Origin of the sequence: Micromonospora sp. LHW51205, assembly GCF_003315815.1 — a bacterium.
GTDB classification, from domain to species: Bacteria; Actinomycetota; Actinomycetes; order Mycobacteriales; family Micromonosporaceae; genus Micromonospora; species Micromonospora chalcea.
Genome location: NZ_QMEZ01000005.1, coordinates 1 through 16,173 on the forward strand (window position 1 = coordinate 1; position 16,173 = coordinate 16,173).

At 70.7% G+C, this 16,173-nt stretch carries 21 protein-coding genes; 1 reads left to right on the forward strand and 20 read right to left on the reverse strand.

Annotated elements, in window-relative coordinates:
- Nucleotides 1-508: 508 nt before the first annotated feature.
- From DQE82_RS19365 to DQE82_RS19375, 3 genes are read right to left on the reverse strand one after another with little or no spacing between them, the layout of a single operon-like run.
- Nucleotides 509-1,471, reverse strand: coding sequence for an aldo/keto reductase (locus DQE82_RS19365; RefSeq protein WP_199496050.1), 963 nt, complete (start codon nucleotides 1,469-1,471; stop codon nucleotides 509-511).
- 37 nt (nucleotides 1,472-1,508) lie between these two features.
- Nucleotides 1,509-3,188, reverse strand: coding sequence for an ABC-F family ATP-binding cassette domain-containing protein (locus DQE82_RS19370; protein ID WP_043328251.1), 1,680 nt, complete (start codon nucleotides 3,186-3,188; stop codon nucleotides 1,509-1,511).
- 41 nt (nucleotides 3,189-3,229) lie between these two features.
- Nucleotides 3,230-3,835 (reverse strand): class I SAM-dependent methyltransferase, encoded by a 606-nt coding sequence (locus tag DQE82_RS19375; protein ID WP_113973440.1) that lies wholly within the window; start codon nucleotides 3,833-3,835, stop codon nucleotides 3,230-3,232.
- A 125-nt stretch (nucleotides 3,836-3,960) separates the two neighbouring features.
- Here DQE82_RS19375 and DQE82_RS19380 point away from each other — a divergent pair, with 125 nt between their 5' ends.
- Entirely contained in the window at nucleotides 3,961-5,172 is a 1,212-nt protein-coding gene (locus DQE82_RS19380) for a hypothetical protein (protein ID WP_233514722.1), read from the forward strand.
- 7 nt (nucleotides 5,173-5,179) lie between these two features.
- Here the strand turns inward: DQE82_RS19380 and truA are convergent, their stop codons facing one another.
- From truA to rplF, 17 genes are all read right to left on the reverse strand, one after another.
- Nucleotides 5,180-6,013 (reverse strand): tRNA pseudouridine(38-40) synthase TruA, encoded by an 834-nt coding sequence (gene truA, locus DQE82_RS19385; RefSeq protein ID WP_043328248.1) that lies wholly within the window; start codon nucleotides 6,011-6,013, stop codon nucleotides 5,180-5,182.
- A gap of 70 nt (nucleotides 6,014-6,083) precedes the next feature.
- Nucleotides 6,084-6,644 carry a 50S ribosomal protein L17 gene (rplQ, locus tag DQE82_RS19390; RefSeq protein WP_030501600.1) on the reverse strand — a complete coding sequence of 187 codons (561 nt, stop codon included), beginning with the start codon at nucleotides 6,642-6,644 and terminating at the stop codon, nucleotides 6,084-6,086.
- Between the two features lie 34 nt (nucleotides 6,645-6,678).
- Complete coding sequence (locus tag DQE82_RS19395) at nucleotides 6,679-7,701, reverse strand: DNA-directed RNA polymerase subunit alpha (RefSeq protein WP_007073009.1); 1,023 nt, start codon at nucleotides 7,699-7,701, stop codon at nucleotides 6,679-6,681.
- Nucleotides 7,702-7,796: 95 nt separating this feature from the next.
- Nucleotides 7,797-8,423 carry a 30S ribosomal protein S4 gene (gene rpsD / locus DQE82_RS19400; protein WP_018784565.1) on the reverse strand — a complete coding sequence of 209 codons (627 nt, stop codon included), beginning with the start codon at nucleotides 8,421-8,423 and terminating at the stop codon, nucleotides 7,797-7,799.
- Nucleotides 8,424-8,437: 14 nt separating this feature from the next.
- Nucleotides 8,438-8,845, reverse strand: a complete 408-nt coding sequence (rpsK, locus tag DQE82_RS19405; protein WP_013288613.1) for a 30S ribosomal protein S11 — start codon at nucleotides 8,843-8,845, stop codon at nucleotides 8,438-8,440.
- A gap of 18 nt (nucleotides 8,846-8,863) precedes the next feature.
- Nucleotides 8,864-9,244, reverse strand: coding sequence for a 30S ribosomal protein S13 (rpsM, locus tag DQE82_RS19410; protein WP_013288614.1), 381 nt, complete (start codon nucleotides 9,242-9,244; stop codon nucleotides 8,864-8,866).
- Between the two features lie 209 nt (nucleotides 9,245-9,453).
- Nucleotides 9,454-9,567 carry a 50S ribosomal protein L36 gene (gene rpmJ, locus DQE82_RS19415; protein WP_012184307.1) on the reverse strand — a complete coding sequence of 38 codons (114 nt, stop codon included), beginning with the start codon at nucleotides 9,565-9,567 and terminating at the stop codon, nucleotides 9,454-9,456.
- Between the two features lie 92 nt (nucleotides 9,568-9,659).
- Complete coding sequence (infA, locus tag DQE82_RS19420; RefSeq protein ID WP_007073013.1) at nucleotides 9,660-9,881, reverse strand: translation initiation factor IF-1; 222 nt, start codon at nucleotides 9,879-9,881, stop codon at nucleotides 9,660-9,662.
- A gap of 232 nt (nucleotides 9,882-10,113) precedes the next feature.
- The gene (locus tag DQE82_RS19425) at nucleotides 10,114-10,632 is read right to left on the reverse strand and encodes a DUF1707 domain-containing protein (RefSeq protein WP_113973624.1); all 519 of its coding nucleotides are present in this window, start codon (nucleotides 10,630-10,632) and stop codon (nucleotides 10,114-10,116) included.
- An 83-nt stretch (nucleotides 10,633-10,715) separates the two neighbouring features.
- The gene (map, locus tag DQE82_RS19430; protein ID WP_030501602.1) at nucleotides 10,716-11,570 is read right to left on the reverse strand and encodes a type I methionyl aminopeptidase; all 855 of its coding nucleotides are present in this window, start codon (nucleotides 11,568-11,570) and stop codon (nucleotides 10,716-10,718) included.
- A gap of 97 nt (nucleotides 11,571-11,667) precedes the next feature.
- Nucleotides 11,668-12,321 carry an adenylate kinase gene (locus DQE82_RS19435; RefSeq protein WP_030501603.1) on the reverse strand — a complete coding sequence of 218 codons (654 nt, stop codon included), beginning with the start codon at nucleotides 12,319-12,321 and terminating at the stop codon, nucleotides 11,668-11,670.
- Nucleotides 12,322-13,650, reverse strand: a complete 1,329-nt coding sequence (secY, locus tag DQE82_RS19440) for a preprotein translocase subunit SecY (RefSeq protein WP_043328244.1) — start codon at nucleotides 13,648-13,650, stop codon at nucleotides 12,322-12,324.
- A gap of 238 nt (nucleotides 13,651-13,888) precedes the next feature.
- The gene (gene rplO / locus DQE82_RS19445; protein WP_018784561.1) at nucleotides 13,889-14,332 is read right to left on the reverse strand and encodes a 50S ribosomal protein L15; all 444 of its coding nucleotides are present in this window, start codon (nucleotides 14,330-14,332) and stop codon (nucleotides 13,889-13,891) included.
- Nucleotides 14,332-14,514, reverse strand: a complete 183-nt coding sequence (gene rpmD / locus DQE82_RS19450; protein ID WP_013473693.1) for a 50S ribosomal protein L30 — start codon at nucleotides 14,512-14,514, stop codon at nucleotides 14,332-14,334. The genes rplO and rpmD overlap by 1 nt, the downstream gene beginning before the upstream one ends.
- Nucleotides 14,514-15,128 (reverse strand): 30S ribosomal protein S5, encoded by a 615-nt coding sequence (rpsE, locus tag DQE82_RS19455; protein ID WP_013288621.1) that lies wholly within the window; start codon nucleotides 15,126-15,128, stop codon nucleotides 14,514-14,516. The genes rpmD and rpsE overlap by 1 nt, the downstream gene beginning before the upstream one ends.
- A gap of 33 nt (nucleotides 15,129-15,161) precedes the next feature.
- Nucleotides 15,162-15,551, reverse strand: coding sequence for a 50S ribosomal protein L18 (rplR, locus tag DQE82_RS19460; RefSeq protein WP_030501605.1), 390 nt, complete (start codon nucleotides 15,549-15,551; stop codon nucleotides 15,162-15,164).
- Between the two features lie 67 nt (nucleotides 15,552-15,618).
- A complete protein-coding gene (gene rplF, locus DQE82_RS19465; RefSeq protein ID WP_013288623.1) occupies nucleotides 15,619-16,161 on the reverse strand; it encodes a 50S ribosomal protein L6 in 543 nt (180 codons plus the stop codon).
- Between the last annotated feature and the right edge of the window lie 12 nt (nucleotides 16,162-16,173).

The window sequence follows — 16,173 nt, forward strand, 5'->3', positions numbered from 1 at the left end:
CACCCACCGGGCCCCCATTTCGCCGCCCGCCACCCGTTGGGTCCCCGGCTCGCCACCCGTCGAGCCGCCCGAGACACCACGGGCGTCAGAGGCCCGCCCGCAAACACCCATCGTGTTCCACTCGTCGCCAGATCCAGCCCCGAGTGGAACGCCATGGGTGTCTCAAGGCCCTTATGACACCCATGGCGTTCCACTCGTCGTGAGCGCTGCCTGTGGGTGGCACGCCATGGGTGCCTGACGCGTGGGCGAGCCTTGATGGGGCGCAGGCCGCGCGGGCGCACCCCCAACCGAGGGCGCACAGTCCACGTGCGGGCGGAGCCGAACGCGTGGGTGAGCTGAGCGCGCGGGCAGCCCGGTGTGCGCAGGCCCAAACGGGTGAGCACACGCCCCGACGCACACACCCGACACACGAGCACACGCCCCGACGCGCCAGCACACGCCCGGCGTGCAAGCCCGAGCGCGCCAGCACACGCCCGACGTGCAAGCCCGAGCGCGCGAGCGCGGACAGTCAGAGGATGGCGTCCAAGGCGGCCAGGTCCTCGTCGGACGGCTGCCACGTGCCGGCTTCGGCGTTCGCCTTCACCTGGTCGGGAGTGGTGGCGCCGGCGATCACGGACGTCACCGCGGGACGGGCCGCCAGGCCGCCGATGGCCACGTGCAGCATGCTGATGCCGCGCTCGGCCGCGTACGCATCGATCGCCTCGATGACGTCCCAGCGCGCGGCGGCCAGCCGCTCGGCGTACCGGCCGCCGCCGGCCAGCCGGCTACCGGCCGGGGGCGCCTCGCCGCGCTTGTACTTGCCGGTGAGCAGCCCGTTGGCCAGCGGGAAGAACGGCAGCATGCCGAGGCCGAACCGCTCGCACGCCGGGATCACCTCGGCCTCCACCCCGCGTTCCACCAGCGAGTAGTGGTTCTGCGCGGAGATGAACCGGGCACGCCCCTGCGACGACGCGGTCCAGTCGGCGTCGGCGATCTGCCAGCCGGCGAAGTTGGAGTTGCCCAGGTAGCGCACCTTGCCGGCGGTCACCAGGTCGTCGAGCGCGGCGAGCGTCTCGTCGATCGGGGTGCCCGGGTCGGGCTCGTGCATCTGGTACAGGTCGATGTGGTCGGTGCCGAGCCGGCGCAGCGACGCCTCGACGGCGCGGGCGATGTAGCGGCGGGCGCCCCGGGCGTCGTGGTCCGGCCCGTTCGCGCCGTGCATGTCCATGCCGAACTTGGTGGCCACCACCACGTCGTCGCGGCGGCCTTTGAGCGCCTGGCCGAGCAGTTCCTCGGAGGCGCCCTGCGGCTCGCCGTAGATGTCGGCGGTGTCGAAGAAGTTGATCCCGGCGTCGAGGGCGGCGTCGACCACCGCCCGGGTGCCGTCGAGGTCGAGTTTGCGGCCGAAGTTGTTGCAGCCGATGCCGACCACTGACACCACGAGCCCGGAGTCGCCCAGCCGGCGATAGGTCATCTCACTCACGAGATCCACCCTATGCCCGCTCCCCGGGGCCCACCCGGGGAGCGGCTCAGGCCACGTCCCAGACCGGCTCCGGCGTCTCCACCACGTCACCGTCGCCGCGGAACAGCACGAACCGGTCGAAGGTACGGGTGAACCACCTGTCGTGGGTGACCGCGACGACAGTTCCCTCGAACGCGGTCAGCCCGGCTTCCAGCGCCTCGGCCGAGGCCAGGTCGAGGTTGTCGGTGGGCTCGTCGAGCAGCAGCAGCGTCGCGCCGGACAGTTCCAGCAGCAGCACCAGGAAGCGGGCCTGCTGACCGCCGGAGAGCGTGCCGAACCGCTGGTCGCCCTGACCGGCCAGCTCGTACCGGGACAGCGCCGCCATGGCCGCGTGCCGGTCCATGCCGGTCCGGTGCTCGTCGCCGCGCCACAGCACCTCGACCAGCGTCTTCGCCATCAGCTCGGGGCGGTCGTGGGTCTGCGAGAAGTGCCCGGGCCGCACCCGCGCGCCGAGCCGGACCACGCCGCCGTGCGCGACCGGCGCGAGCGCGGCGGCGCCGTCGACCGGGGTGTTGCCGGGCTCCGGGTCGGTGCCGCCGCGGGCCAGCAGGCGCAGGAAGTGCGACTTGCCGGTGCCGTTCGCGCCGAGCACCGCGACCCGGTCGCCGTACCAGAGTTCCAGGTCGAACGGGTACGTCAGGCCGTCCAGCTCCAGCTGCTCGGCGATGACCGCGCGCTTGCCGGTCCGTCCGCCGGTCAGGCGCATCCGGATGTCCTGGTCCTTCGGGGGTACGGGCGGCGGCCCGGCCTCCTCGAACTTGCGCAGCCGGGTCTGCGCGGCCTGGTAGCGGGACGCCATCCCGTCGTTGTACGCGGCCTTCTGCTTGTACATCAGCATCAGCTCGCGCAGCTTCTGGTGCTCCTCGTCCCAGCGTTTGCGCAGCTCGTCGAGGCGGGCGTGCCGGGCGACCCGGGCGTCGTGCCAGCTCGCGAAGCCGCCCGGGTGCACCCAGGCGCTGCCGCCCTCCACCGCGACGACCCGGTCGGCGGTCTGGGCCAGCAGTTCCCGGTCGTGTGAGACGTACAGCACGGACTTGGCCGACTCGCGCAGCCGCCCCTCCAGCCAGCGTTTGCCGGGTACGTCGAGGAAGTTGTCCGGCTCGTCGAGCAGCAGCACCTCGTCCGGGCCGCGCAGCAGCAGTTCCAGCGCGAAGCGTTTCTGCTGGCCGCCGGAGAGCGTGCGCACCGGCCGGTCCCGGGCACTGTCCCACGGCAGGTCCAGCACGATGGTGGCGACGGTGTCGAAGAGGACCTCCGCGTCGTAACCGCCGGTCTCGCCCCAGGCGGCGAGCGCCTCGGCGTACGCGAGCTGGGCCTTGGCGGCGGCGGAGCTGTACTTGCCGCGGACCTCGGCCGCCCGCATGGCCGCCTCGGTCTCGGCGAGCCGCCGCCCGGCGTCGCGCAGCGCGGGCGGGGCGAGGGAGAGCGCCAGGTCGGCGAGCGTGGACTCGTCGCCGATCATGCCGATGAACTGCCGCATCACGCCCAGCCCGCCGGAGCGCGCGATCGCGCCGGTCTTCACCGGCAGGTCACCGGCGACCATCCGCAGCAGCGTGGTCTTGCCGGCGCCGTTCGGGCCGACCAGCGCCACCTTGGCACCCTCACCGACCCGGAACGAGACGTCGCTGAACAGCTCACGCCCGTCCGGGAGGATGTGCCCGACCGCTGCCACGTCCACGTATCCCACGCGGGCATCCTGCCCGAGCCGGGCCGCTGGACGACACCGGATTACCGGGTGACGCGCAGCACCCGGTAGCCCTTCTGGCTGGCGTGCCGCTCGACGGACCAGCCCTGCTCGACCAGCCAGCGGTGCAGCGAGTCGCCGCCGAGGTGCCGGGCGACGACGAGCCAGGCCACGCCGTCCGGGGCGAGCCGGGGCAGCCAGCGCAGCAGCAGGCCGTGCAGTTCCGGTTTGCCGATGTGGATGGGCGGGTTGGACCAGATCTGGGTGAAGGTGACGTCGTCCGGCAGCTCGTCGGGCGCGACGGCGCGTACCCGGTCGGCGGCGCCGACCCTTGCCGCGTTGGCGGTGGTGAGGGCGCGGGCCCGCTCGTTGACGTCCACGGCCCAGACGGTGGCCTCCGGCGCGACAGTGGCGAGGACGCAGGTGATCGGGCCGAAACCGCAGCCGATGTCGAGCAGCGCGCCGGTGACGTCGGCGGCCGGCAGGTCGGCCTTGCGCAGCAGCACGGCGGTGCCGGGGTCGAGCCGGTCGGCGGAGAAGACGCCACCGGCCGAGCCGAGCGTGTAGTCGCGCCCGGCGACTGTGAACTCGACCTCGCGCGGGCGGGCCGGAGCCGAGGGCTCAGCGGTGAAGTAGTGGTCGCCGGTCACGCAGGCATTCTCGCACCGGGCCGGGGCGGTTCCGGCAACGGTGTCAGGGGCGGAGCCGGACGCCACTCCGCCAGAATTTCCCGATATTACCCCTGAAAGGGACAATCAGTCCTACTCTATGCCACATGGTGTACCGGTACGAGTCCGATGAGGACGCCTTCCTGGAGTACCCGAAGCCCGGGTCGGCCCCGCACGGGCCCGCAGCCACGACGCCGCCGCCCGCGGGTCCGTCACGCTCCCGGTTCCCCACGCCGTCGCTGCCCCCGCCGCCGCGCCCGCAACCGGCGCTGCCGCCGGCCGGCGCGGCCGGGCAGGACGACCCCGACGGACAGGCGGTGGCGGACGACACCCGCGCACCTGCTCCGGCGCCACCGGCCCCGGCGCCGACACCGGGACGGCCCGCGCCACCACGGGAGCCGTCCCCGGTGCCGCAGCCCGCGCCACCCATGCCCGCGCCAGTACCGGCGGCGACGAACCGGCCGACAGTGCCGATCCCCGCCAACCCGACCGCCCGCGCCGGCGACGTCTCCGAACTGCCCCGGGCCCGGCGCGCCGACCGCCGCAACGGCGGCAGCCGGTTCTGGCAGGCGCTCGTCGGTGGCGCCGCCGTACTGCTGCTGCTCTCGCTCACCGGGCTCGCCGTCGCGGCGCTGCTGGACGAGCGGACGGCCACGCCGTCCGCCGGCCAGCCGACCCCGCAGCCGAGCGAATCGAGCACCCCGGCCGGCGGCACCGACCTGGACTCCCGGGACACCGACCAGGCGACGCTCACCGCCAAGGAGGTCTTCCCGACCAAGGACCTGGTGCTCACCGACGGGAAGCCGGCGTACCGGGTGCTCAAGACCCAGGCCAGTACGAAGTGTCAGGTAGCGGCCACCGGCGAGATCGCCGACCTGCTGGTCCGGCTCGGCTGCAACCAGGTCGTGCGGGGCACGCTCCGCTCCCCCGACGGCGACCACCTGATCACCGCCGGTCTGTTCAACCTCACCGACGTGGCCACCGCCCAGCGGGTACGCGACCGCATCCGGCCGCTGCTCGACGCGCGCCAGGGACGGTTCCGTGGCATGGCGGCGGGCGACGACACCGAGGTGGTGGAGAAGGCCGCGGCCCGGGTCGCCTGGCAGGTACGCGGACACTACGTCGCCTACTGCCTGGTCACGCGCGCCGACGGGGAACGCATCCCCAGCGACGACGCAGCCGCCCGCGAGATCATGTACGACATGGTCGAACTGCACCTCAACCGGGCTGTGCTGGACCGTCGTGCGGCGGCCGGAACGGCCGGGCAGCCCGACGCGGAGTCGGCCGGGGACAGCGCCGGTCAGCGGGGCACCGACTGACCTCCGGTCAGCCCTCGGCCACCGGCACCCGCAACCGGCGGGTCAGATCGGCGCGGCGGGCGTACTCGGCCGGGTCGGCCGGGTAGCCCACAGCGACCAGGGCGAGGCCGTGCGCGGGCGCCACAGTCACCTCGCTGGAGCGCTCACGCCGGGTCAGCAGGCCGGCCGGCCACTGCACCGGCCGCCGCCCGTCACCGGCCACCAGCATCGCCCCGACCAGGCTGCGCACCATGTTCTGGCAGAACGCGTCGGCCTGCACGGTGGCGACCAGGATCCCGTCCGGGTCGCGCCGCCAGTCCAGCCGGGTCACCTCGCGCAGCGTGGTGGCGTTCTCCTTGCGCCGGCAGTACGCGGCGAAGTCGTGCTCGCCCACCAGCCCGGCCGCGGCGGCGTTCAGCGCCGCGAGGTCCAGCGGCTTCGGCCAGGCCAGGGTGTCCCGGCGGCGCAGCGGCTCGGCGCCCCACGGGGCGTCGGTGACCCGGTACTCGTAACGCCGGAACGTGGCCGAGAAGCGGGCGTCGAAGTCGGCCGGCACCTCGGTCATGGCGCGTACCCGCACATCCGGCGGGAGGAGCCGGGCCAGCCGGCGCAGCAGCCGCCCCTCGTGCTCCCGCCACACCGCGGCGGGCAGGTCGAGGTGGCAGACCTGCCCGGTGGCGTGCACCCCGGCGTCGGTACGCCCGGCCACCGTCAGGCCGGTCGCCGTGCCCGCGCCGAGCACCAGGTCCAGCGTCTGCATGAGCACGCCGGCCACGGTGCGCCGGGTCGGCTGGGGCGCCCAGCCGGAGAAGTCCGTGCCGTCGTACGAGACGTCCAGCCGCAGCCGGATCCGCTCGTCCACCTCGTACCTCCTGTCGACGGCGACGGGCCCGGCACCCCCGAGGGGATGCCGGGCCCGGTCGAGCCTGATCTCAGGCCTTGTCGTTCTCGGTGGCCTCGTCGCTGTCCTCACGGGCGGCGGCGGTGTCACCCGACGCGGAGACCGGGGCCTCGGCGTCCTGGTCGCCCTCGCTGGAGCGCGGCTTCTCCTCGGCCGGGGCCAGGGCCTCGACCTTGTCCTGCTGCGCGGCCTTGCGGGCGGCGGTCTTCTTGTTCGCCTTCGGCTCGGCGACCTGAAGCTCCTCCACCAGCTCGATGATCGCCATCGGAGCGGCGTCACCCTTGCGCGGACCGGTCTTCACGATCCGGGTGTAGCCACCGTTGCGGTTGGCGTACCGGGGCGCGATCTGGTCGAACAGGGCGTAGACCACGTCCTTGTCCTTGACGACGCCCAGCACCCGGCGACGCGAGGCGAGGTCGCCGCGCTTGGCCTTGGTGATGAGCTGCTCGGCCAGCGGACGCAGCCGCCGGGCCTTCGTCTCGGTGGTCTGGATCTTGCCGTGCTGGAACAGCGCGGTGGCCAGGTTGGCCAGCATCAGCCGCTCGTGCGCGGGGCTGCCGCCGAGGCGGGGGCCCTTGGTGGGCGTGGGCATGCTTGGTGCTCCTCAGGTGTGGCGGCAGCGCGGACTAGAGCTGCTCGGTCTCGCGGTAGTCGTCGGTGTCGTAGTCCGCCTCACCGAAGGCGTCCACGACGTGCGCCGGGTCGAAGTTCGGAGCCGAGTCCTTCAGCCCCAGGCCCATCCCGGCGAGCTTCATCTTGACCTCGTCGATCGACTTCTGGCCGAAGTTGCGGATGTCGAGGAGGTCGGCCTCGGTACGCCCGATGAGCTCACCAACGGAGTTGATGCCCTCGCGCTTGAGGCAGTTGTAGGAGCGGACGGTCAGGTCCAGCTCCTCGATCGGCAGGGCCAGGTCGGCCGCCAGCTGGGCGTCCTGCGGGGACGGCCCGATGTCGATGCCCTCAGCGGTCTCATCCAGCTCACGGGCGAGCCCGAACAGCTCCACCAGCGTCGAGCCGGCCGAGGCCAGCGCGGTACGCGGGCCCATCGACGGCTTGGTCTCGACGTCGATGATCAGCCGGTCGAAGTCGGTCCGCTGCTCGACACGGGTCGCCTCGACCCGGTACGTCACCTTGAGCACCGGCGAGTAGATCGAGTCGACCGGGATCCGGCCGATCTCGGCGCCCGCCTGCTTGTTCTGCGCCGCGGTGACGTAGCCGCGACCCCGCTCGACGGTCAGCTCCATGTCGAGCCGGCCCTTGCCGTTGAGGGTGGCGAGCTTCAGGTCCGGGTTGTGCACCGAGACACCGGCCGGGGGCTGGATGTCACCGGCGGTCACGTCGCCCGGGCCCTGCTTGCGCAGGTACATGCTGACCGGCTCGTCGTGCTCGGAGCTGACGCACAGCTCCTTGATGTTCATGACGAGCTCGACCACGTCCTCCTTGACCCCGGGGATCGTGGTGAACTCGTGCAGCACACCGTCGATCTTGATCGAGGTGACCGCCGCACCGGGGATGGAGGACAGCAGCGTACGCCGCAGCGAGTTGCCCAGCGTGTAGCCGAAGCCGGGCTCCAGCGGCTCGATGGTGAACCGGGAGCGGGTCTCGTTGATCGACTCTTCGGAGAGAGACGGTCGCTGGCTGATGAGCATCTTTTCTCTTCTCTTCCGGGGCGCCCGCTATTTGACGCCCACGACACAACTGTTCCGGTGGCCCGCCCCGGAGGACGGGCCACCGCAACGAGCCCTTACTTGGAGTAGAGCTCGACGATCAGCTGCTCCTGGACCTGGGTGTCGATCACCTGGCGGGCCGGGAGCGAGTGCACGAGGATCTTCAGCTGGCTCGGGATCGCCTCCAGCCACGCCGGAACGGTCCGCGAGCCGGCCTCACCCTGCGCCACGAGGAACGGGGTGAGCTCCTTGCTCTTGGCACGCACCTCGACGATGTCGTGCTCCTTGACGCGGTACGACGGGATGTCGACCTTCTTGCCGTTCACCGTGAAGTGGCCGTGCTTGACCAGCTGGCGGGCCATGTCCCGGGACTTGGCGTAGCCGGCCCGGTAGACCACGTTGTCCAGCCGCGACTCGAGGATCTGCAGCAGGACCTCGCCGGTCTTGGCCTCCTTGCTCACGGCCTCTTCGTAGTAGCCGCGGAACTGCTTCTCCAGCACGCCGTAGACACGACGGGCCTTCTGCTTCTCACGAAGCTGGAGCAGGTACTCCGTCTCCTTCGTGCGGCCGCGGCCGTGCTGCCCGGGCGGGAACGGCCGGGACTCGAACGGGCACTTCGGGCCATCGCACTTGCTGCCCTTGAGGAACAGCTTCATCTTCTCCCGCCGGCAACGGCGGCAGTCAGCACCGGTGTAACGAGCCATCTCTCTCTAACCTCTCAGACCCGGCGACGCTTCGGCGGACGGCACCCGTTGTGCGGCTGCGGCGTGACGTCGGAGATCTGCCCGACCTCGAGGCCCACTGCCTGCAGCGAACGGATGGCGGTCTCCCGGCCGGAGCCGGGGCCCTTGACGAACACGTCGACCTTGCGCATGCCGTGCTCCATCGCGCGGCGCGCGGCGGCCTCGGCGGCGAGCTGCGCGGCGAACGGAGTCGACTTGCGGGAGCCCTTGAAGCCGACCTGGCCGGAGGAGGCCCAGGAGATGACCGCACCGGTCGGGTCCGTGATGGACACGATGGTGTTGTTGAAGGTGCTCTTGATGTGCGCCTGCCCGTGGGCGACGTTCTTGCGTTCCTTGCGCCGGACCTTCTTGACGGCGGCTCCGGCACGAGCCTTCGGTGGCATAAGTCTGTGCGCTCCTAGTTACTTCTTGCCGGGCTTCTTCTTGCCGGCCACGGTCCGCTTCGGGCCCTTCCGGGTCCGCGCGTTGGTCTTCGTGCGCTGACCACGCACGGGCAGACCGCGGCGGTGCCGGATACCGGCGTAGCAGCCGATCTCGACCTTGCGGCGGATGTCAGCGGCGACCTCGCGGCGCAGGTCGCCTTCAACCTTGTAGTTGCCCTCGATGTGGTTCCGGAGCTCGACGAGCTCCTCGTCCGTGAGGTCCCGAACGCGCTTGTCCGGCGAGATGCCGGTCGCGGCGAGCGTCTCCAGGGCGCGGGTGCGACCGACCCCGAAGATGTAGGTGAGCGCGATCTCCATCCGCTTCTCGCGGGGGAGATCCACGCCGACTAGACGTGCCATGTGCGGGCGTACTCCTCGTGATGTTGTGGCGGAGGTGTGGACCCGTCCCACCCCGCTACCCGACCGTCCCTGTCCTCCGGCGACGAACGCCGGCGACCGGGACGGGTCGCTGCCCGAGCGGGCCCCGGCCTCCGACCGGGGGTCAACCACGAGGGGGTACGCGCTGCGCGCCCGACCGCGGCTGGGACGAGTTGGTGATGTGTGGGGCGTCAGCCCTGGCGCTGCTTGTGGCGCGGGTCGGTGCAGATGACCATGACCCGGCCGTGCCGGCGGATCACCCGGCACTTGTTGCAGATCCTCTTGACGCTCGGCTTGACCTTCACGGTTGCCTTACTTCCCATCTGGCCCGGAGGCGCGACGCAGCGCGACCCGGACGTCGAAGACGGACACGGGAACGTCCCGGCCGCCGTCAGGCTTACTTGTAGCGGTAGACGATGCGCCCGCGGGTCAGGTCGTACGGCGAGAGTTCGACGACGACCCGGTCCTCCGGCAGGATGCGGATGTAGTGCTGCCGCATCTTGCCGCTGATGTGAGCCAGCACCTTGTGACCGTTCGCGAGCTCCACCCGGAACATGGCGTTCGGCAGGGGCTCGATGACCCGACCCTCGATCTCGATGGCTCCGTCTTTTTTCGGCATGTCCTCCGCTGTCCTGACGTCGGTTACTCCGGACGGCCCACAACGTCTTACACGGGAGAACTGACCAAGATCAGGAAACCCGCGCCAGCCGCGGCTCCGACTCCCACCGAAGCGCAGGGTGGGCATGGCGGAGTGGACGCTGTGCGCCGATCTGAAAGTGTACGCCGACCCGCGCGCGCTCGCCAAACCGACCGGCGGGACCGTCACCCGCAGGGCGTGAATATGACACAGCTCACGTCTCCGGCAGCTCCCGCTTCGCCCGGCGGCGCGCCTCCCGCTCGACCTGCTTGCGCCGCCGGCGCTCCGCGTCCTTCTCCGGCGCGCCGTGCGCCAGCCCCTGGATCGTCTGGTAGAGCACCACGGCGCCCCACGGGCCGAGCACCCAGATCGGCCAGTAGTCGTCGAACTCGCCCTCACCCAGCTGGGAGACGAACCAGATCGCGGTGAGGATCAGGGCCACCTTCAGCCAGGGCCCCCACACCCCCAGCAGCCAGACGCTGCGCGTGCTCTCGGCCGCCTGGTCCCGATCAACCGCCGGGCTCTTCCCGGCCGTGCGCGGAGCCGGCAGCGAAGTCTCCGCCGGCCGGGAACCGGGCAGGTCGGTCAGCAGCTCGTCCAGCTCGCCGTAGGTCTTCGCCCCGTACGCCCGGCGCAGCCGCTCGTCGTACTCGTTCAGGTCGAGCCGGCCCTCGTTCAGCGCCGCCCGGAGACGATCCGCGGTGGCCTCCCGGTCCGCGTCGGCCGCCCGCATCCGGTTGCGCTCATCCATGGGAGCAAGCATGTCATCCGGCCGCCAGGCCCGCAGCACGGCGCCCGGGACGGGCGTGCGCCCGCTCAGACCGCCGGAGAGTCGACAGACGTCTGCCGGGCGGTCACCAGGTCGCCCAGGCGACCCCGTCCGCCGTCCTCGGCGGTCAGCACCCACACGCCGTCGTCCAGCAGCGCCATCGAGTGCTCCACGTGCACCGCCATGGAGCCGTCCCGGGTCACCACGGTCCAGCCGTCGGCCAGCTCGACCGTACGCGGCGAACCCATGGTGATCATCGGCTCGATGGCGAGCGCCAGGCCCGGCACCAGACGCGGCCCCTTGCCGGGGCGCCCGTGGTTGAGCACGTGCGGGTCCTGGTGCATCTCGGTGCCGATGCCGTGACCGCCGTAGCCGTCGACGATGCCGTACCGGCCGCCCTTGCGGACCGCGCTCTCGACCGCGTGGGAGATGTCGGTGAGCCGGCCCTTGCCCGAGGCCGCCCCGCGCGCCGCCGCCGCGATCCCGGCCCACATCGCGTCCTCGGCCACCGCCGTCATCCTCAGCAGCGCCGGGTCGACCTCGCCGACCGGCACCGTGACGGCCGCGTCGCCGTGCCAGCCGTCCAGCACCGCGCCGCAGTCGATCGAGATCAGGTCACCCTCGCGCAGCACCTGCTGCGGCGACGGGATGGCGTGCACCACCTGCTGGTTGACCGAGGAGCAGATCGACGCCGGGAAGCCGTGGTAGCCCTTGAAGGACGGCACCGCGCCGGCCTCGCGGATCGTCGACTCGGCGATCGCGTCCAGGTCTGCCGTCGACACGCCCGGCGCCACCGCTTCCCGCATCCGGCGCAGGGCACGGGCGACGACCAGACCGGCGGCCCGCATCAGCTCGATCTGCTCGGGGGTCTTCAGCTGGATGTCCAGCTGGTGACGGCGCATGGTGGTGGTTACCTTTCGTCGCGCGTACGCGGAGCAGCGGGGCACGTCGCACGTACCCCGCTGTTCGCACTCTATCCGCCGGGTGGCGGGTGGGACCTCAGCCGCCGTACGAGCGCAGCGCGTCGATGGCGCGGACGGTGACGTCCTCCACCGGACCGGTCGCGTCGATGCCGACCAGCTTGCCCTGGGCGCCGTAGTAGTCGACCAGCGGCGCGGTCTTCTCGGCGTACTCGCGCAGCCGGGCGGCGATGGTCTCCGGCTTGTCGTCGTCCCGCTGGAACAGCTCCGCGCCGCAGCGGTCGCAGATGCCCTCCCGGCTGGTCGCGTCGAACTCGACGTGCCAGATCTTGCCGCAGCCCCGGCAGGTGCGCCGGCCGGACAGCCGCCGGATCACCTCGTCGTCGTCGACGACCAGTTCCAGGACCAGGTCCAGCGCGGTGCCGAGGTCGGCGAGGAGCTTGTCCAGCGCGGCGGCCTGCGGCGTGGTCCGCGGGAAGCCGTCGAGCAGGAAGCCCTCGCTCGCGTCCGGCTCGGCGAGCCGGTCACGCACCATGTTGATGGTGACCTCGTCCGGGACCAGCTTGCCGGCGTCCATGTACCGCTTGGCCTCGACTCCCAGGGGCGTGCCCTGGGAGACGTTCGCCCGGAAGATGTCACCGGTCGAGATCTTCGGCACCGAGAGGTGAGCAGCGATGAACTCCGCCTGTGTGCCTTTGCCCGCGCCCGGCGGGCCAACCAGAACGAGTCGCATCTACCGCAGGAACCCTTCGTAGTTCCGCTGCATGAGTTGGCTTTCGATCTGCTTCACGGTCTCCAGACCGACGCCAACCATGATCAGCACAGCGGTGCCGCCGAACGGGAAGTTCTGGAACTGCTGGTTGTCCAGCCAGATGAAGAAGAAGTTCGGCAGGATCGCGACGATGCCCAGGTAGAGCGCGCCCGGCAGGGTGATCCGGCTGAGGATGAAGTCGAGGTACTCGGCGGTCGGCTTGCCGGGGCGGATACCCGGCACGAAGCCGCCGTACTTCTTCATGTTGTCCGCGACCTCGGTCGGGTTGAACGTGATCGACACGTAGAAGTACGTGAAGAAGATGATCAGCAGGAAGTAGATCGCGATGTGCTCCGGCGCGCTCGCCTTCACGATGTGGTTCTGGATCCACGCCTGGACCTTGCCCGGGTCGTTCTGATCGAAGAACTGGAGCGCGAGCTGCGGCAGGTAGAGCAGCGACGAGGCGAAGATGACCGGGATGACGCCGGCCTGGTTCACCTTCAGCGGAATGTAGGTCGAGGTGCCGCCGTACATCCGCCGGCCGATCATGCGCTTGGCGTACTGCACCGGGATGCGGCGCTGCGCCTGCTCGATGAACGTGACAGCGGTGATGACCACCAGCACCAGGGCGATGACGAGGAGGAACATCCCCCAGCCCTTGGTGGTCTTGATCTTCCAGCCCTCACTGGGGAGCCGGGCCGCGATCGAGGTGAAGATCAGCACGGACATGCCGTTGCCGACGCCCCGGTCGGTGATCAGCTCGCCGAGCCACATCACCACGCCGGTGCCGGCGGTCATGGTCATGACCAGGATCGTCAGCGTCAGCCAGTCCGGGATGCCGGTGCCGCGGGGCACGATCGGGAACTGGTCGCACTGGTTGTTGAACAGCTGCCCGGAGCGGGCCAGCGCCACGAACGCCGAGGCCTGCAGAACGCCCAGACCCAGCGTCAGGTAGCGGGTGTACTGCGTGATCTTGGCCTGCCCGGCCTGGCCCTCCTTGCGGAGCTGCTCCAGGCGCGGGATCACCACCGTCAGCAGCTGCAGGATGATCGACGCGGTGATGTAGGGCATGATGCCCAGCGCGAAGACCGAGAGCTGGAGCAGCGCGCCACCGGAGAAGAGATCCAGCAGGTTGAGCACGCCGGTGCTGCCACCCTGGATGGTGTCGAGACACTTCTGCACGTTGCCGTACGAGACGCCTGGGCTGGGCATCGTGGCGCCCAGCCGGTAGACCGCGATGATGCCTACTGTGAACAGCAGCTTCTTGCGCAGGTCAGGCGTACGGAACGCACTGAGAAAGGCGGACAGCAACTTCTTCCTCCTGCGCGACGCGGGCCGCCGGTGACGAATCCTGGCGGGGCGGGGTGGTGTGGCCGGGCGGCGTGCCCGGATTCCATGGCTGGGAACGGACTCTAACAGTCCGATCCCCCTCCGGGCAGATGTGCCCGGCTACATAAAACGAATCCGATGTTACCCGGCGCACACGTGGCCGGTAGACCATGGCGCCCGCCCAGTTGCGAACAACTGAGCGGGCGCCATGAACATCGCCTTACAGCTCGGTGACCGAGCCACCGGCGGCGGTGATCTTCTCCTTGGCCGACGCGCTGAACGCGTGCGCCGAGACCTGGAGAGACACGCCACCGAGGTCGCCGGTGCCGAGCACCTTGACCGGGTGACCCTTGCGGACCGCGCCGGCCTCGACCAGCTCGACCGGGCCGACCTGGCCGCCGTTCGGGAACAGCTCGGCCAGCCGGTCCAGGTTGACCACCTGGAACACGACCTTGAACTTGTTCTTGAAGCCCTTCATCTTCGGCAGGCGCATGTGGATGGGCATCTGCCCACCCTCGAACGCCGGCGAGATGTTCTTCCGGGCCTTCGAACCCTTGGTACCGCGACCGGCGGTCTTGCCCTTCGAGCCCTCACCGCGACCCACGCGGGTCTTGTCGGTCTTGGCACCCGGAGCCGGACGCAGGTGGTGCACCTTGATCGTCATTACTCGACCTCCTCGACCTTCACGAGGTGGTTGACCGTGAAGATCATGCCGCGGATCTCCGGCCGGTCCTCCTTGACCACCACGTCGTTGATCCGCTTGAGACCGAGCGAACGCAGCGAGTCACGCTGGTTCTTCTTGGTCCCGATCTCGGACCGGACCTGGGTGACCTTCAGGCGTGCCATCAGGACGCCACCCCCGCCCGCGACGCCAGCATGGCGGCCGGCGCGACGTCCTCGACCGGCAGACCACGACGGGCCGCGACCTGCTCCGGGGACTCGAGCCCCTTCAGGGCCGCCACCGTGGCGTGCACGATGTTGATCGGGTTGGACGAGCCGAGGCTCTTGGAGAGCACGTCGTGGATGCCCGCGCACTCCAGCACGGCACGCACCGGACCACCGGCGATGACACCCGTACCGGCGGAGGCCGGCTTGAGCAGCACCACACCGGCCGCGTCCTCGCCCGTGACCGGGTGCGGGATCGACTGACCGATCCGCGGCACCTTGAAGAAGTGCTTCTTGGCCTCCTCGACACCCTTGGCGATCGCCGCGGGCACCTCCTTGGCCTTTCCGTAGCCCACACCGACGGTGCCGTCGCCGTCGCCCACGATCACCAGGGCGGTGAAGCTGAAGCGACGACCACCCTTCACGACCTTGGCGACGCGGTTGATCGCGACGACCCGCTCGAGGTGCGGGGTCTTCTCGACGGGCGCGTTTCCGCGGCCGCCCTCACGGCGGTTGTCGCGGCGACCACCCTCGTTGCCACCGGACCCGCCGCCACGGCGCTGTTGACCTGGCATCAGCAGCCTTCCTTCTCTCTCGTGACGGGGTTTCTAGAACTCGAGCCCGGCTTCGCGGGCGGCGTCGGCAAGCGCGGCGACACGCCCCGCGTACCGGTTGCCACCGCGGTCGAAGACGACCTTCGAGACGCCGGCGGCCTTGGCGCGCTCGGCGAGCAGGGCGCCGACCTTGCCGGCCAGGGCGCTCTTGTCGCCCTCGGCGCCGCGCAGCGAGGCGTCCATGGTCGAGGCCGACGCCAGGGTGTGACCCTTGGTGTCGTCCACGACCTGGGCCACCATGTGCCGCAGGGAGCGGGTGACGACGAGGCGGGGACGCTCGGCGGTGCCGCTGACGTTCTTGCGGACCCGGAAGTGCCGACGCGCACGCCCGACGGCACGCTTGGCGGCGACGCCGCGGCGGCGCTTGAGCAGCGTGGCGCTCACTTCTTACCTGCCTTTCTCACGGCCTCACGGCCGGCGGACGACCTCGCCCGGGTGTTGATGGCCGCGGTCACTTCTTGCCCGCCTTACCAGCCTTGCGGCGGATGACCTCGCCCTGGTACTTCACGCCCTTGCCCTTGTAGGGCTCCGGCGGGCGGATCTTCCGGATGTTGGCGGCGACCTCACCGACCTGCTGCTTGTCGATGCCGGCCACGTGGAACAGCGTCGGCTTCTCGACCGTGAAGGTGATGCCCTCCGGCGCCGGCACGAGGACCGGGTGCGAGAACCCGAGCGCGAACTCCAGGTCCTTGCCCTTGGCGGTCACGCGGTAACCGGTGCCGGCGATCTCCAGGCTCTTGCGGTAGCCCTCGGTCACGCCGACGATCATGTTGGCCACCAGCGTCCGGCTCAGGCCGTGCAGCTCCTTGGCCTTGCGCTCGTCGTTGGGCCGGTTGACGTGCAGCTCGCCGTCCTCGCCCCGCTCCGCCGTGATCGGCTCGGCCAGCACGTGGCTCAGTTCGCCCTTGGGGCCCTTGACCTTGACGGTCCGGCCGTCGATCGTGATGTCGACGCCGGCAGGCACCGGGATCGACTTACGTCCAATACGCGACATTTCTACCTGTCT

Coding starts and splice junctions, on each gene's coding strand:
- DQE82_RS19380 (WP_233514722.1), top strand. CDS start 3,961: ATGGTGTACCGGTACGAGTCCGATGAGGACGCCTTCCTGGAGTACCCG.
- rplQ (WP_030501600.1), bottom strand. CDS start 6,644: ATGCCCACGCCCACCAAGGGCCCCCGCCTCGGCGGCAGCCCCGCGCAC.
- DQE82_RS19395 (WP_007073009.1), bottom strand. CDS start 7,701: ATGCTCATCAGCCAGCGACCGTCTCTCTCCGAAGAGTCGATCAACGAG.
- rpsD (WP_018784565.1), bottom strand. CDS start 8,423: ATGGCTCGTTACACCGGTGCTGACTGCCGCCGTTGCCGGCGGGAGAAG.
- rpsK (WP_013288613.1), bottom strand. CDS start 8,845: ATGCCACCGAAGGCTCGTGCCGGAGCCGCCGTCAAGAAGGTCCGGCGC.
- rpsM (WP_013288614.1), bottom strand. CDS start 9,244: ATGGCACGTCTAGTCGGCGTGGATCTCCCCCGCGAGAAGCGGATGGAG.
- infA (WP_007073013.1), bottom strand. CDS start 9,881: ATGCCGAAAAAAGACGGAGCCATCGAGATCGAGGGTCGGGTCATCGAG.
- DQE82_RS19425 (WP_113973624.1), bottom strand. CDS start 10,632: ATGCGGGCGGCCGACGCGGACCGGGAGGCCACCGCGGATCGTCTCCGG.
- map (WP_030501602.1), bottom strand. CDS start 11,570: ATGCGCCGTCACCAGCTGGACATCCAGCTGAAGACCCCCGAGCAGATC.
- DQE82_RS19435 (WP_030501603.1), bottom strand. CDS start 12,321: ATGCGACTCGTTCTGGTTGGCCCGCCGGGCGCGGGCAAAGGCACACAG.
- rplO (WP_018784561.1), bottom strand. CDS start 14,332: ATGACGATCAAGGTGCACCACCTGCGTCCGGCTCCGGGTGCCAAGACC.
- rpmD (WP_013473693.1), bottom strand. CDS start 14,514: ATGGCACGCCTGAAGGTCACCCAGGTCCGGTCCGAGATCGGGACCAAG.
- rpsE (WP_013288621.1), bottom strand. CDS start 15,128: ATGCCAGGTCAACAGCGCCGTGGCGGCGGGTCCGGTGGCAACGAGGGT.
- rplF (WP_013288623.1), bottom strand. CDS start 16,161: ATGTCGCGTATTGGACGTAAGTCGATCCCGGTGCCTGCCGGCGTCGAC.